Below are 15,280 nucleotides of genomic sequence, written 5' to 3' on the forward strand. Positions count from 1 at the left end.
CTCCTGTAATTAACCAGCCCGGCGGTTCACAGCCAGGCGACTGCGAAAGGCGTCGGTGAGGACGGGAAGGATCTGCACGGCGTCGCCGACAATGGCATAAGTGGCAAAGTCGAAGATGGGCGCATTGGGATCGTTGTTGATGGCGATGATGACGTCGGAGGCTTCCATGCCGACGCGGTGCTGAATCGCCCCGGAGATGCCCGCAGCAATATAAAGCTTGGGACGCACAGTCTTGCCCGATTGCCCGACCTGACGGTCAGCGGGTAGCCAGCCGGCATGGGTCACCGGACGCGATCCGCCGACTTCGGCGCCGAGTACGGCAGCCAGGTCCCAGATCAGGCGAAAATTTTCGGCCTTGCCCATGCCTCGGCCGCCCGCCACGATAATGTCGGCATAGGCGAGCTGAGCCTGCTCCTGGGCCTCGTCGGGGATGAACTCCAGGACCTTGGCGATAATGTCGTCTTCCTGCATCTGCAGGTTTTCAGAAATGACACGGCCGCTGCGTTCTGGCATGGCGTCGGGCATGGCCATGACCCGGGGGCGGATGGTGGCCATCTGCGGGCGATAGTTCAGAGTCTGGATGGTGCAGAGCAAGCTGCCGCCGAAGGTCGGACGGGTGGCGAGGAGTCCGCGATTGTCCGGGTCAATGGCGAGTTCCGTGCAGTCTGCGGTCAAACCCGTGAGCAGAGTGGTGGCCACACTACCGGCGAGATCGCGGCCCAGGGTGGTGGCGCCGAGCAACAGAATCTCCGGCTGATAGCGGTTGACGAGGTCGGTCATGGCCTTGGTGTAGGGCTCGTTGCGATAGTCCGTGAGAATGGGATCGGCCACGATATAGGCCACATCGGCGCCATAGGTGAAAGCGTTACGGGCAGCGGCACCCAGTTCATCGCTGCTGCCGCCGAGGATGACGGCGCCCAGTTCTACGTCGAGAATATCGGCCAGCTTGCGTCCTTCGCCGAGCAATTCCCAGGACATCTGGTGTACCTGGCCCCGTTCCATTTCGACAAACACCCAGATCCCCTTGTAGGCCGCCAGGCGGGGGTCCAGCTCCAGGCGCTTTTTGCCTTTGGGCTTTGCGGGTGCGGCAGTGTTCTCGCTCATGCGAATGCTCCTTGTGCGTTTATGGGGTGATCAGGCCGAGTTCCTGCGCCAGGCGCGGGTGCTGGCTGCTGATAATATCCAGGATGGCGTTGGCGGTGCCGCTGGCGTCCAGATCAGCGCCGATCATCTGTGCCTTCACGGCCCGGGGCTTGGGGGTGAATATCTTGCTGACCACTGTGGGCGAGCCCTTGAGGCCGATTTTGCTGACGTCCTCAATACCGGCGCGCTCTTTATTCCATTTAGGCACGTCAAAGCGAGCCGAGCGGAACATATCATCCATGCCCGCGAAGCGGATCTGGTTGCTACCCTCCAGCATGGTGATCAGTGCGGGCAGGCGGGTCCGGATCACCTGCACACCGCCTTCAGAACGGCGTTGTACGGTGATGCTGCGCTCCTCAAGGTCCAACGCATCGATAGCCGATACGTAGGTGAGGAGTTGCAGGCCCAGGCGCTTGGCAATGCCCGGTCCGACCTGCGCGGTATCCCCGTCAATGGTCTGCTTGCCCGTGAAAACCAGATCGACGGGATGTTCCTCACCAATTTTGCGGATGGTCTGTGCCAGGGCGAAGGAGGTCGCCAGGGTATCGGCACCGGCGAAGGCGCGGTCGGTCAGGAGTATCACGTCGTCGGCACCATAGGCGATGGCCTTGCGCAGTGCGTCTTCCGCTTGGGGCGGCCCCATGGTCAGCACGGTGACTCGCCCGCCGAAGCGGTCTTTGAGGCGCAAGGCCTCTTCGATGGCGAAAACGTCGAAGGGATTGATGATGGCGGGTACACCCTGCCGCATGATGGTATTGGTGACCGGATGCACCCGGATCTGGGCGCTGTCGGGAACCTGTTTGATACAGACGACAATATGCATGGCGTACTCCTGTTACCGATCTGTCGGTGATCTGAAAGATGCTGTTGCACCGATCTAAGCAATCTTCATTCCAGATACGACTGTCTTGTTAATTTCAAGATAAACAGTCTTTTGGCTAGAATGCACCAGAAAAACAACGCCAGCAGCAGATGTAGGCTTTGCGACAAAATGCATGCTTTATCACGGTAAACTCAATGCGTCCGCTGGCTGTCGGTGACGGGAACGGCTTTGGCGAGGAGTACGGCATTGCTGCTGAGGGCAAACTCCCGCCAGGCGGCAGCGAGGTCGCGGGCGATGGTGGACAGGTATTCCTTGCCGGGTTCGTGCTCTTCGGGAAAATTGGAGAGCGCACAGGAACTGCGGTTGAAGGCGAGGGCCTCACTGATCAGTGTCTGATGAACGGTTGCGAAAGGTGCATGCACTTCCGGCGTTAGATCAGAACGCCCCTTATGGACACCCGTGCCGCTGGTGTCAAAAGGCAATGCGCTCAGTTGGCGCAATGCCTCGCTATAGAACTGCTCCATGGTGTCGAGCAGGGCGCGCTGGGTCAACTGTTCCTTGTGCTGGCGGGCCAGATATTGATTCAGGTGGCGGCGATAGGTCGCCAGCAAGTCCGGCTGTTGCGCGGTCACCCATGTACCGAATATGGCGATGCAAGCGGTGTTGTCGGCAGGACCGTTCAGTGCTTCCGGGCCGCGCGATATGGGGTCAGACACGAGTGTCCGCTGAATGCGGGCGGCGGATTCCAGGGCGCCTTCCAGATAGCCCCCGCCATAGCCCGCCGTTTCAGAACCGCCGAAAAACAGCTTGTTTTTCCACAGCGGCAATCGCAGGTTCGGGTTGTCGTATTCGGGATGCGTACTGGGAGGCGTGCGGTCCAGGGTGCTGCAGGTGTAGGCTTCCTGAGCCCAGTCATGGACATGTTGTTCTCCGTCTTCTGCCGGCAGATCAAAGACCTGTACCAGTTGGCTGGAGATCAGTAAGGCCATGGTGGCGGGCGGGATGGTGGCGCGAAATGCCGGTGGGAGGGAAAAAAAGGCGCCGAGTGCGGCCTGCTCACCGGTGGCATCACAGGCGTCGAAAATCTCGGGGAGTACCACCTGTTCGTGGGTGACGAAGGCGTTCCCGGACTGGCCCGAGTCCCGCCAGAACGCCTGATCGTAAGCAACGACCACCTTGGCTTGATCGGCCATCCAGGTGTGGGTCGTGCGCATGGCCTCGCGCAGGGACGCGTTCAGGGGAGGATCGAAACGGACGTGCTCTTCCAGCAGACGGGGAGGGAGGGCCAGAACCGCATGACGCGCATTGACCTGCACGATCCTTTCGTTGTGGCGGAAACTGAGAATAACGTAATCGTCATCTTCCTCCACGGATAGCAGCGTATGGCCCAGGTGCAACCGGTCCACAGGGAGTTGCGCGGTCATGGCGGTCACGAGACGTCCCATCCCGCCTACCACGCGCCGGGCACCCCCATGTACCTCTGTCAACTTCATGACCTCCGGTTTTTCATCTGTTGTATTCAGGCGCAGGATGTCACCGTGGTCGTGCTGGGCAAACGTATCGAGCCCAAGGCCCGAGATCATCTGGGTGACGCGCGGTTGGGTATCCGGCCAGAACCAGGTTGGCCCCAGATCCACCGCCAGATTATTGCGTCGGCAGCGTTCGGAAAATATACGCCCGCCCATACGCTCACGCGCTTCATAGAGTGTGAAATCCCGCCCGCGCTCCTGCAGGCTTTTGGCCAATGCAAGCCCACATAAGCCACCACCAACAATGATTGTATCTGGCACGGTTCCGATCCTCATGGCTGCATCATTTCGCGTATCCAGCAATATTTATACCGGGACGCGGAGCGTGGGGTAGCGGTGCCGGCACGTAATGATATATTAGAAGTATAAACAAGTGATTATAAGCTATCCGTGCAGTTCTTGCGGATGTGGGTGTGGTCGGATGAGGCCATCGTTAGATAACCTTTTGTAGAGTCTGGTCAGGTTTGCGACAAAGTTTGTCTGGCACCGCCGCCGGCCTGGCCAAGACATGCTTTTTCGGCAGTAACCTGCTCGGCGCAGCCTATCTGCTCATGGCAGATGCCCTGGCACGAAAACTGTTCTCCATGGATGTCCCAGTCGGTATATTCGCCGGGCTTTTGGGCGCGCCGACATTTTTGCTGGTGCTACGGCAGATACGCGGGGCGTGGGTGTGAACTGCCAACCCTATAGGAGACGTCGAAAAAAGATAGCCGCCGGATATGTGGTGGCATATATTTTGCCTTATTGTCAAACCACTATTTTCGATGGAACACCAGATGTCCACCAAGATCATTCATGCCCAACCAGCGACTACTAAGACTGAGGACATCATCTCATGAACGGCCTGACATTCAGACCAGACTCTCTGCCTAATTTCCTGGGGCTGCAGGAAGAGGATTTTCAGCTCATCGATCGATATCAGTCTATTTTACAAGCAGAAACAGGTGCATTAGCCCATATCTTTTACGATTATCTGCTCTCTCATCCGGTTACTGCTGCTGTTTTCCGTGACTTCACGCCTGAACGACTGGATGCCCTGATCAAAAAACAGTCCGAACATATCGGCGGACTCCTGACCAACCATCTTGATAAACTCTGGCGCGAATCCATGCGCAGCATCGGCGCTATGCACCACCATCTCGGCATCGAGCCTTCCTGGGTTGCCGGTGCCTATATCCTTTACTGGCGCCAGTGGCAAAAAATACTGCAGGAACAGGTTCCGGCAAGCGAGCGGAATTTATTGCGGGATGCGTTGTTCCGACTATTGATCGGCGATCTGATGATTCAACTGGATGGCTATGCCCGAGCCTCCCGTGAAACGGACGCAGAGCGGCTGGCGTTATTCGATGTACTACTGGGTGTACTTGCGGTTCCCCGTGGCACCGATTCTCCGCGTCCGGAGGGATTACTTCAGCAAATCTGCGAAGCCTTACCGCGTAAAAGTTCCAGTGTACGGCTGGCCGGCTATCTTGTGAGCAGCGCCATGGGAGATACATTATCATTGGAATGTGCTGCCGGGCTTCCGTTGCCTACACTACAAATAGCAGAAATGTCAGGAGGCCCCTGCTGGGACGCGTTGGAAAAGGGACAGACCGTCATCCAGTCCACAGATGATCCTAACGCACCGGAATGGATCAAAGTGTTGCACAATCGCGTTGCAGAAATTGGCATCTTTCCTTTTGGCGCGGGCGAAATGCGCGGAGTCGGGCTGGTCGGTGCACGGCAGAAGGGATATTTTCGCAGGGTCGGATCCGTCTATTTTGATGCCTTTGCGCATCTTGGCGAGTTAGTGCTGTTGTTACGTAACCAATCTTTGCACGACCCGCTTACCAACCTGCCTAATCGCGTACTCTTCCTGGACCGCCTGACCGTTGCGCAACAGCAGACTCTGCGACAAGAGCGGTTGCTGGGTGTCGGGATCCTCGATCTGGATGGCTTCAAACAGGTCAATGACCGTCTGGGGCATGGTGCCGGTGATCATTTGCTTCAGGTAGTGGTGGAACGCCTGCAAACGCAACTACGTGTGGGGGATACCCTGGCGCGCATGGGTGGCGATGAATTCGGACTCTTGTTGCTTGGCTTGGAACGACTTGAAGATCTGGAAGGGATCTGTAGCCGGCTACTCGACACCATCCGTGAACCGATCGAAATTCACGGTGAATTGGTCAATGTTTCAAGCAGTCTGGGGATGACCATTTACCCTTTCGACGACAATAATGCAAGCATGCTCATACAGCATGCGGATATGGCACTGTATGCCGCAAAAAACGCCGGTCGGGACCAGTTTTGTTTGCATACTCTGGCATTGGATGAGGCCATACAGGCAGCACAGGATACCCGCACCATGTTGGAGAATGCGCTGCATGAAGGCCGCTTGCTTTTGCACTACCAGCCCATTATTTCCGGTGCCGGCACGCTATTGGGCGTAGAAGCACTGTTACGATTGCATCATCCCGAAAAGGGGATATTGCCTCCGGCAGCTTTTTTCAGTGCATTGGATCACCACCGTCTTGCGCGCCCGCTTGGACGCTTCGTCCTTGATGCCGCATTGCGGCAAGGCACCCTCTGGCAAAAACAGGGTCTGCCGTTGCGGATTTCGGTGAATATCAGTACCCGCCACTTACTTGATGCCCGTTTCCTGGACGATCTCAAAGAAGTCTTATTGAGGTACCCAGACCTACCGCCCAGTCAGATCGAAATCGAAGTCACCGAATCCGCTCCCTTGGCGGATGTTCCCGGAGCACAAGTGCTACTACGCGCCTGCAATGATCTCGGTATACGGGTGGCGTTGGATGATTTCGGCACTGGCAACGCCTCTTTGAGTTATCTGCAACAACTTCCGGCGCAATCCATCAAAATCGATCAGAGTTTTGTACGTAACATTCTGAATGATCCTAAAGACCTCGCCATAGTAACGGCGGTTATTACCGCCAGTCGCATGCTCGGTATGGAGGTCGTCGCCGAGGGGGTAGAAACAACGGCACACGCCACGCTGCTGGTAAAAATGGGCTGTAGCCAACTGCAGGGATACCTTTTCTCCAAACCACTACCACCCGAAGATATCCTCGCCTGGAAAAATCATTTTCGGCACGTCCCCCCATGGGAGGAAAGCCTGGCCCCCATGGACGTGCTTGCCCCCATTCTGGAAGGGCATACCTTGCGCGTCCAGGAAGTTCTTCGTGCCTTGCGCGAGAAAACCGCCTTCCCTAGCCATGTCCTGGATGAACATGCCGAAGAGTTTTGCCACCTGGGGAGATGGCTGCACGGAGATGGTGCACGACTCTTCGGACAAAACCCCAGATTCACGAAGTTGCTCACCCGTCATGTACGGATTCATCAACTTGCGCGCGAAGCACATGCGTTTCTGAGCGCAGAAAAAATTGCGGCGGCACTGCGTTACGGAAACCTCCTCGAACGGGAAAACCTTTACTTAATAGAGGAGTTATTGGCTATCACTGGACAGATACCGGGCCGCCACCCTATCAGTCAGCCGCCATGACCTACTGGATATCCGCCACAGTTCAGTCGAGCCAGGTCGATGAACTTTGCGCGCTACTGCACCTTTGATAGAAACCCTGGTAATACTGAAACCCAAACAGCATGCATCATAACCTAAACTGTTACAACATCCACAATCCATCAAATACAGGAGACATATTATGGACGAACTATTTTTACATTACATTCAGGAACTGCTCGCCCCATTAGACACATTGGAAATGCTCGCTGAGGCGGATGAGCGCATGGAAAACGTGATTTTTTATATGAATCCAGCCGCACAACGAATCATGGAGAACGCCCATACTGGCCTCAATGCTGAACTTCGTGGTGCCGATGTCCGCACCGCCTATGGGCATTCCATCCATCAGTTTCATAAAGATCCTGAGCGAATTCGCAATATTTTATGTAAGTTGGCTAGTGGTGCTGAAAATGAAAGCCGTACCGAAATGACCATTGGTCCAGTAATCTTCGCGTTGAACTTTACTGCTGTCCGTGATATATCGGGTAAAGTCATCGCGTTCCATGCTAGCTGGAGAGAAATAACTGCCAGAAGAATGGGGCAACATACTGCCAAGGAACTAGCTCTGATGGTCGATAATATCAGCGGGGCCGTCACTGAGTCAAAAATGCAAGTAACGACTATGGAACAAGCCCTGAAAAGTGTCGTTAGCGGCATGGAAGACAACCAAAAAGCCGTAAAGACCTTAGAGCGACAGGCAAAAACTATTGGCGAGATAGCCACCACCATTCGGGGGATTTCTTACCAGACCAATCTGCTCGCGCTGAATGCCGCCATTGAAGCTGCTCGTGCAGGTGAATATGGCCGTGGTTTTGCAGTTGTCGCCGATGAAGTACGTAATTTAGCAAAAAAAGTGCAGGATGCCACCGTCATCATACAGGAAAACATGGATGCGGTTGAACACCAGGCAAAGTCCATAGAAGACGCGGAGTCAGTGGCCCGCAAGCAAGTCGATAAAGCCGGTCAGACCTTGCGCACATTATCTTTGCAGTTTGACAGCCTGCAAGGCATTTCCCGCAATCTACAAGACTTAACCCATAACCTCACCACTATTCTGAAATAACCCTGTTACTGTAGGGAGCCGCGAATAACAAAAACTTCGCTGTTTGAAGTGGAGGGACTCCTTCTTCTTCGCCATTTTCCGGCGGTTTTTATGTATTATCCATTTTTGCGGATTTTGGACGGATTACCCCCTACCAAGCCATTTCCTGTTTTAGAAAGCAGGTAAAGCGCCGCATGTTATTGACCAGATTCATCATCCCAATCCTGACGGCAGCGCGGGTCTTGCCAATTGTCCGTAGCATCTTGCCACCCTGCTGGGTTTGGGCACCAAAAACATGCTCGACCCGGGCACGGTGGCGGGACCGGCGGCGGGACCGGCGGGTATTGCCCCGTTCCTGCGCTTTGGTTGCCCTACCAGTCCTGCCATGGGCACTCTCCGATCTAATCTACTCCCTATATTTCACTGCACATGGGGAGTTTTTCGAACTTCCCTTTACAGATAACGCCCGCATCGGCAAGTTCTTCGTCGAGGACAAAGGAATCGGACTAATCGAAGTGGCTGAGGTAGGGCCGCTGCTAACAGAAAGGAGTTTTCACTTCTCAGGGCGAGGAGGAGGTCAAGGTTTCCATCTCGATGCACACCGTCTGCCCCTGCAGTCGCGTATCGATGCGCCGGGCCGCCTCCTGCAGCAGCGGTACCCAGCTCTCCTGGCGGCGTTCGATGGGCGCAGAGATGCTTAGGCCGGTGTTCCAAGGCAGCGGGGTGCGCAGGAGAACGCCAATACAGCCGACACCGATTTCCGCTTCTTCATTATCCAGGGCATAACCGCGTTCGAGAGATGTCCGGGCGTCCTGCCACAAGGCCAGGGCTTGATTTACGGTATGGATGGTAAGTGCGGGCAGGCCCGTGCGCTGGGCATATCGAGCGATCGCGTTTTCGCCATTCAGCGCCAGCATCAGTTTGCCCACCGCCGTGGTATGCAGGGGCGCGCGACTACCGATGATCTGCTCCACCCGCATCATCCGGGTTGAGGTGGCGCGTTCGACATAGACGGCCTCGTCGCCTTGCTCGATGGTCAGATTGACAGTTTCCTGTACCTGATCGCGCAGCCAAGTCATGATCGGGCGGGCGATGGCGCGCAGGTCACTGCGCCCATGGGCGAGTTGTGCCCAGTTTTGCAGGTGTGGCCCGAATCGGTAATGACCGGCGGCGTCGCGGATAATCAGCGCATTTTCCTGCGCCGAGGCGAGGATGCGAAAAGCAGTGGAGGGAGCCAGGCCAGAGACAGCCGCCAGGGTTTTCAGGGAAGCCTGGCCGCCCTCATCGGCCAGGATGTCGAGCAGGACGCGCAAGCGGTCGATGACCTGGATGGTATGGCTGTGGCGATTGGTGCTGTCTGACATAGCATATTCCGCATTGTGGAAATGATTCCCTATTGCGGAATAATACGGTCTTCCTTACAGTGAGGGCAATATTTTTTGTCACAGGATCTCTGCGCCATGACCGATCACACAGCTCTGCCCGCCAATGCCCCCGCTTTTTGCGAAGGAATGTTCTATTTCGGAAAAGCCTGGCCGGATTTTGCGCAATATGGCCAGAGTGCGGCCATTGCTGCCGGTCATAAGGCGATCCCCGATCCGGCGGCTAAAGCGGCGGTCTACCAAACCCTGATGCTGGCCGATGCTTTGCGTTACTGCACCTTGCAGGTCTGCGCCTCCAAGTCTTCCGGGCACCCCGGTGGTTTTGCTTCCAGTGCTGAGGCCTATGCTGCACTGGTCATGCTTGGCCACACCAACATCGTCACCGAGGTGGGTCATCATGCCCCAGGCTTCTATAGCGCCATGTTCCTCGACAGTTCTTTGGAAGAAATGGGTATCCGCAATATGACGGACATGATGGCGCGTTTCCGGGAGCAGCACGGCTTGCTCGGCCATCTCTCCGGAGCCATCCCCGGTTTGCTGGCCCCTGCCGGGCCGCTCGGGCAGGGGCAGCATTTCGCCATGGCCGGGGCATTGCTGCATCCGGGAACCCTCTTCCCGGTGACCATCGGCGACGGGGGTTTCGGCGAACCTTATGTGCTCAGTGCCATGAAGCACTTTCACTTTGCCTACCCGCAAGTCACCAACTACCTACCGGTGCTGGTCTGGAACGGCTTCAGCCAGGAGCATCACTCCATGGTTTCCCTGATGCAAAATGACGAAATGATCGCCTATTGGCGCGCCCATGATTTCGACGAGGTCATTCTGATAGATGCCAAGGCGTTCGACGACGCCGGTCAGGAGGGTGCCTACGTGGATTCCGCGCGCTTCTCCTTCAGTCAGCGCCTGGCTTTCATGGAAGCGGTGCTGGCAGGTGTCGCCAAGGCGGCAGACAATGCCCTGAGCGGACGGCACACGGCCTTCATTATCAAGCAGCTAAAGGGAGCGGGTATGCACGTTTCGGGAGCCAAGTCCCATAATTTGTATCCCAAGGACACCCCGGAGTCACCGGAAATACAAGCGGCATTGGAACAGCGCGCCCTCAGTCCCGAGTCCTGGGCTCTGGTGCGGGACAATTTCTCTCGCGCCGGCGGCGGGCCTGCCGCCAAGACCGCAGTGACTGAGCATGTGCTGCCAATTATGGAACTGGGGGAATTCCCCTTGCAGGAGTTCAAAACCGGCGCGCAGGCAGTACCGGCCACCGCCATGGGCGCTCTCGTAGCCTGGCTGGGGCAACAGGACAAGCGCTTTGTGGTGACCAACGCCGACGGCAACGAAGCCTCGGCCATGAAAAACATCAACGATACCCTGAAGATCCGTCATCCCACGGTGGACCCGCTCTACAACCAACAGCCCGGCGGTCAGGTCTATGAACCCTTGAACGAAGACGCCTGCGCGGGGCTGGCAGCAGGTCTGGCTCTCTTTGGCAGTCGTTCCCTATGGCTGTCCTACGAGTCCTTCGCCATCAACGGCTGGCCCATCATGCAGACGGTAGCCCAGGCCATGGCCGAGTTGCGCCGCAAGACACCGTCGGCGGTCTGCATGTTCACGGCGGGGGCACTGGAGCAGGGGCGTAACGGCTGGACCCACCAGCGTCCGGAGATCGAGAACTACTTTGCGGCGCAGATGCGTAACGGCAACGTTTTCCTGCTCTACCCGACTGATGCCAACGTCATTCAGGCAGCCTATGAATATGCTGTGCATAGCGTCAACAAAGCCATGGTGATCATCGCTTCCAAGAGTCCCCTGCCGGTGTACATGACCCTGGCCCAGGCGCGGGAGGCTGTGCGCAAGGGTGCATCACTGCTCCATGACACGGGCGCTGGCAAACGTGGCACGCTAACCATCGCCGTGACCGGTGATATGGTCCTCTTGCCGGTATTTGCGGCGAAGGAGCAGTTGGAAAAGGACGGCTACCGCGTGCGGATTGTTTCGGTGGTCAACCCACGCCAGCTCTACCGGCCGACGGATGTGGCGGCACATACGGTCGCCGAAGCCGATACCGGATTTATGAGCGATACCGATTTTCACAGCCTTTTCAGCGGCGACCTGCTGTTGGGGATCAGTGGTGGCACTTCTGGTGCCCTGGAACCGGTGCTGCTGCGCAGTCGGGCGGGGCAGCGGGATGTGCTGGCCTGGCTGCGCGGTGAAACCACCGCCACGGCGGGCGAGCTCATGGCCTTCAACGGCATCACCGCCGAAACCATCGTCGCCAGGGTCCACGACTTTAGCGCCGCATAGGAGCCCCAGGTATGGCCGAGCACAAAATCATCGTCATTGACGACGATCCTACCGGGTCACAGACGGTGCACTCCTGCCTGCTGCTGACCGGCTGGGATCCGGAAACCCTGGTGGAAGCCCTGCGCGATCCGGTGCCGCTGTTCTTCATCCTCAGCAATACCCGGGGGATGGCTGCTCCCCAGGCGGCAGCCGTCACCCAGGAGATCTGCCGGAATCTGCGGATCGCTCTCGAGCGGTCGGCAGCAACGGGACACGCCATTCAGCCCCTGCTGGTAAGCCGCTCCGACTCTACTCTGCGCGGTCATTATCCGCTGGAAACGGATGTCATTTCGGAAGAACTCGGTCCCTTCGATGCCCATTTCCTTGTCCCCGCCTTTTTTGAAGGTGGGCGCATCACCCGTGACAGCATCCACTATGTACGCCAAAATGGAATGGACGTCCCCGCCCATGAGACGGAATTTGCGCAGGACTCCACTTTCGCATTTAATCATAGCTATCTTCCGGATTATGTTGAAGAAAAGACCAATGGAAAAGTACCGGCGGCGGCGGTGCAGCGCTTTGTGCTGGCGGATCTGCGTGCTGGCTGCCTGCCTCGTCTGTTAGCACTACAGGACAACGCCTGTGTGGTGGTAGATGCAGTAGAGCCCGCCGATCTTGCCGCTTTTGCCCAGGATTTGCGAGCGGCGACGGCGCAGGGCAAGCGCTTTTTGTTCCGCAGCGCGGCAAGCCTGCTCACGGCGCTGGCCGATCTGCCGCCCCAGCCGGTGGCCGCTGGCGCTATGGCGCGTCTGGTGCGAGGCGGTAAGGCGGGGGCCATTGTCGTCGGTTCTCATGTGCGGAAAACCACGGAGCAACTGGAGCGACTGCTGCACGAACCCGGTTTGGAGGCGGTCGAAGTGAATGTCGACGCCTGTAGTGGCGACGAAGGCAGCGCGCAGCGGGCGAAGATTTTGCGGCAGGCAGCCGCAGCCCATGCAAAGGGGCTGGATGTGGTCATCTATACCAGCCGCAGCGAGCGGCGGTTTGCCGATCAGGCCACTCGTCTGGCCTTTGGCGAGGTGATATCGGCCTTCCTGATGGAGGTCGTCCGTGGTCTGCCGGAAGATCTCGGCTATCTCATCAGCAAGGGCGGCATCACCTCCAATGATGTCCTTAGCAGTGGTCTCGCCCTGCGTATGGCCAGGGTGATGGGCCAGATTCTGCCGGGCTGCTCGGTGGTCGCCTGCCCCGCCGATCACCCCCGTTATCCTGGAATGCCGGTGGTGATTTTTCCCGGCAACGTGGGCGATGCCGACAGCCTCGCCCTTGCCCGTCGCCGTCTGCGCGGACAATGAGTTCGGGCGCACATGTCTGCCGCTCCTGATGTTTCTGCCGTGGTCGCGGATTTGCAGGCCGTTTTGCCGGCCGGGGCGGTATTGAGCAGTGCAGAGGATTTGCGTCCCTACGAGTGCGATGGTCTTTCGGTGCTGCGCGAGCTTCCCCTCTGTGTGGTTCTGCCCAACGACCGGAAAGGCGTACAGGCGGTACTGAAAATCTGCTTGCGTCATGGCGTGGCGGTCGTGCCACGGGGTGCCGGAACCGGCCTGTCCGGTGGCGCACGGCCCATTTGCGGCGCAGTGCTTTTGTCATTGGCACGAATGAAACAGATCGGCGCCATCGACCGGGAAAACCGCACGGTCCGAGTACAGCCGGGCGTGCGCAATCTCGCCATCAGCGAGGCGGCGCGGCCTTACGGCCTCTATTACGCGCCGGACCCCTCCTCGCAGATCGCCTGCAGCATCGGCGGCAATGTAGCTGAAAACTCTGGCGGCGTGCATTGTCTGAAATATGGTCTTACCGTCCACAATATCCTGGCGCTCGAAGTCCTCAGCGCAGCAGGGGATATTTGGGAGATCGGCAGCCAGGCTCCCGACAGTCCCGGTTATGACCTGCTGGCGCTGATGGCTGGTTCGGAAGGCCTGCTGGGGGTGATGACGGAATGTACGGTGCGCCTGTTGCCGACGCCGGAGCATACTCTGGTGCTGCTGGCCGCATTCGCCACTGTGGTGGCGGCAGCAGATGCCGTCAGCGCTATCATTGCCGCCGGTATCATTCCGGCGGGGCTGGAGATGATGGACAAGCTCGCCATTGAGGCGGCTGAAGATTTCGTCCATGCCGGGTATCCGCGCGACGCCGCTGCCATCCTGCTCTGTGAACTGGATGGTCCCGTTGCGGAGTTGCAGGAGCGGGTACGGGAGGTCGAGGCCATTCTCCAGCGCCATGGTGCCGGCAGTATCCGCATTGCAGAAGATACGGCCACCCGTCTGCTCCTCTGGAAGGGGCGTAAAGCCGCTTTTCCAGCCGTGGGGCGCCTGGCCCCGGACTATTACTGCATGGACGGCACCATCCCGCGCCAGCGACTGGCCGACGTACTTGGGCAGATTGCGATATGGTCCCAAGAATATGGTCTGCGGGTCGCCAATGTGTTTCATGCTGGCGATGGTAACCTGCATCCCCTGATTCTCTATGACGCTAATGTCGAAGGGCAGTTGCACGCCGCCGACGAATTTGGACGGCGTATTCTCGAATTGTGTGTCGCAGTCGGCGGCAGTGTCACCGGTGAACATGGTGTCGGCGTCGAGAAACTGGACAGCATGTGCGCCCAGTTCAACGCGGCTGAACTGGCGCAACTACATCGCATTAAAGCTGCCTTTGACCCCGAAGGTCGCCTCAACCCCGGAAAGGCTGTGCCCAGCCTGCATCGCTGCGCAGAACTGGGCGCCATGCACATCCATCATGGTCAGCTGCCTTTCCCCGAACTGGAGCGCTTTTAACATCGACCAGAGCCAGACATTGCAGGCGCAGGTAAGCGAAGCGCACCGCGTGTCCCGGCCCCTGAAGATCCAGGGGAGCGGGACCAAGGCCTTTTATGGCCGTGCGACGCCGGAAAGCCCGCTCCTCGATCTCAGTACCCACCGCGGCATCATTGACTACGAACCCAACGAGCTTTTTATTACCGTGCGCTCGGGAACCCCCCTGCAGGAGTTGGAGGTGCAACTGGCGGAGGCTAACCAGATGCTGCCTTTCGAACCGCCTTATTTCGGTTCGGCGGCCACCATCGGTGGCACGCTCGCCTGCGGCCTCTCCGGGCCGCGCCGTCCCTATGCCGGATCGGCCCGCGACTATGTACTGGGCGTGCGCATTCTCAATGGGCAGGGAGAAATTCTACGCTTTGGCGGCCAGGTGATGAAAAATGTCGCCGGTTATGATGTGTCGCGGCTCATGGTAGGCGCCCTAGGCACCCTCGGGGTCCTGCTCGACGTTAGTCTCAAGGTGCTGCCGCGCCCGGCATGTACCCTGAGTTTGGTGCAGGAAAGCGATGCGGTTACGGCCATTCAGTGCATGAACCACTGGGCCGGTCAGCCTTTGCCCCTGTCGGCCACCGCTTTTTACGGAGAGCGTCTGTATATCCGCCTTTGCGGTACTGAGGGTAGCCTGCAGGCTGCGCGCTGCCGGATCGGCGGCGAGGTTCTGGCGGAGGTTGATGCGGATGCCTTTTGGGCT

11 protein-coding genes and 1 pseudogene are annotated in these 15,280 nt (G+C 58.0%); 7 read left to right on the forward strand and 5 right to left on the reverse strand.

Features of this window, described 5'->3' with window-relative positions; translation table 11 throughout:
- Positions 1-9 precede the first annotated feature (9 nt).
- The 3 genes from Q0C48_RS02890 to Q0C48_RS02900 all read right to left on the reverse strand — a co-directional run bounded on the left by Q0C48_RS02890 (position 10) and on the right by Q0C48_RS02900 (position 3,756).
- Complete coding sequence (locus Q0C48_RS02890; RefSeq protein WP_291521364.1) at positions 10-1,104, reverse strand: electron transfer flavoprotein subunit alpha/FixB family protein; 1,095 nt, start codon at positions 1,102-1,104, stop codon at positions 10-12.
- Positions 1,105-1,123: 19 nt separating this feature from the next.
- The gene (locus Q0C48_RS02895; RefSeq protein WP_291521367.1) at positions 1,124-1,966 is read right to left on the reverse strand and encodes an electron transfer flavoprotein subunit beta/FixA family protein; all 843 of its coding nucleotides are present in this window, start codon (positions 1,964-1,966) and stop codon (positions 1,124-1,126) included.
- Between the two features lie 191 nt (positions 1,967-2,157).
- A complete protein-coding gene (locus Q0C48_RS02900) occupies positions 2,158-3,756 on the reverse strand; it encodes an NAD(P)/FAD-dependent oxidoreductase (RefSeq protein WP_291521369.1) in 1,599 nt (532 codons plus the stop codon).
- Positions 3,757-3,971: 215 nt separating this feature from the next.
- On the opposite strand from Q0C48_RS02900, the gene Q0C48_RS02905 reads away from it, so the two are divergent.
- From Q0C48_RS02905 to Q0C48_RS02915, 3 genes are all read left to right on the forward strand, one after another.
- Complete coding sequence (locus Q0C48_RS02905; RefSeq protein ID WP_291521371.1) at positions 3,972-4,169, forward strand: iron chelate uptake ABC transporter family permease subunit; 198 nt, start codon at positions 3,972-3,974, stop codon at positions 4,167-4,169.
- A 161-nt stretch (positions 4,170-4,330) separates the two neighbouring features.
- Complete coding sequence (locus tag Q0C48_RS02910; protein WP_291521373.1) at positions 4,331-6,994, forward strand: EAL domain-containing protein; 2,664 nt, start codon at positions 4,331-4,333, stop codon at positions 6,992-6,994.
- 160 nt (positions 6,995-7,154) lie between these two features.
- Positions 7,155-8,078 carry a methyl-accepting chemotaxis protein gene (locus Q0C48_RS02915; protein ID WP_291521375.1) on the forward strand — a complete coding sequence of 308 codons (924 nt, stop codon included), beginning with the start codon at positions 7,155-7,157 and terminating at the stop codon, positions 8,076-8,078.
- A 130-nt stretch (positions 8,079-8,208) separates the two neighbouring features.
- Here Q0C48_RS02915 and Q0C48_RS02920 read toward each other — a convergent pair.
- Both Q0C48_RS02920 and Q0C48_RS02925 read right to left on the reverse strand, forming a co-directional pair.
- Positions 8,209-8,397 (reverse strand): annotated as a pseudogene (locus Q0C48_RS02920) (IS5/IS1182 family transposase); the annotation flags it as partial.
- A gap of 220 nt (positions 8,398-8,617) precedes the next feature.
- Entirely contained in the window at positions 8,618-9,421 is an 804-nt protein-coding gene (locus Q0C48_RS02925) for an IclR family transcriptional regulator (RefSeq protein WP_291508393.1), read from the reverse strand.
- A gap of 96 nt (positions 9,422-9,517) precedes the next feature.
- Here Q0C48_RS02925 and Q0C48_RS02930 point away from each other — a divergent pair, with 96 nt between their 5' ends.
- The 4 genes from Q0C48_RS02930 to glcE all read left to right on the forward strand — a co-directional run.
- Positions 9,518-11,737, forward strand: a complete 2,220-nt coding sequence (locus Q0C48_RS02930) for a phosphoketolase (RefSeq protein WP_291521378.1) — start codon at positions 9,518-9,520, stop codon at positions 11,735-11,737.
- 11 nt (positions 11,738-11,748) lie between these two features.
- Positions 11,749-13,071, forward strand: coding sequence for a four-carbon acid sugar kinase family protein (locus Q0C48_RS02935; protein WP_291521380.1), 1,323 nt, complete (start codon positions 11,749-11,751; stop codon positions 13,069-13,071).
- A gap of 12 nt (positions 13,072-13,083) precedes the next feature.
- A complete protein-coding gene (locus Q0C48_RS02940; protein ID WP_291521382.1) occupies positions 13,084-14,550 on the forward strand; it encodes an FAD-linked oxidase C-terminal domain-containing protein in 1,467 nt (488 codons plus the stop codon).
- The coding region (gene glcE / locus Q0C48_RS02945) for a glycolate oxidase subunit GlcE (RefSeq protein WP_291521384.1) at positions 14,513-15,280 on the forward strand (768 nt) is incomplete at its 3' end. The genes Q0C48_RS02940 and glcE, both read left to right, overlap by 38 nt.

This window comes from Acidithiobacillus sp. (assembly GCF_023255755.1).
Lineage (GTDB): Bacteria > Pseudomonadota > Gammaproteobacteria > Acidithiobacillales > Acidithiobacillaceae > Acidithiobacillus.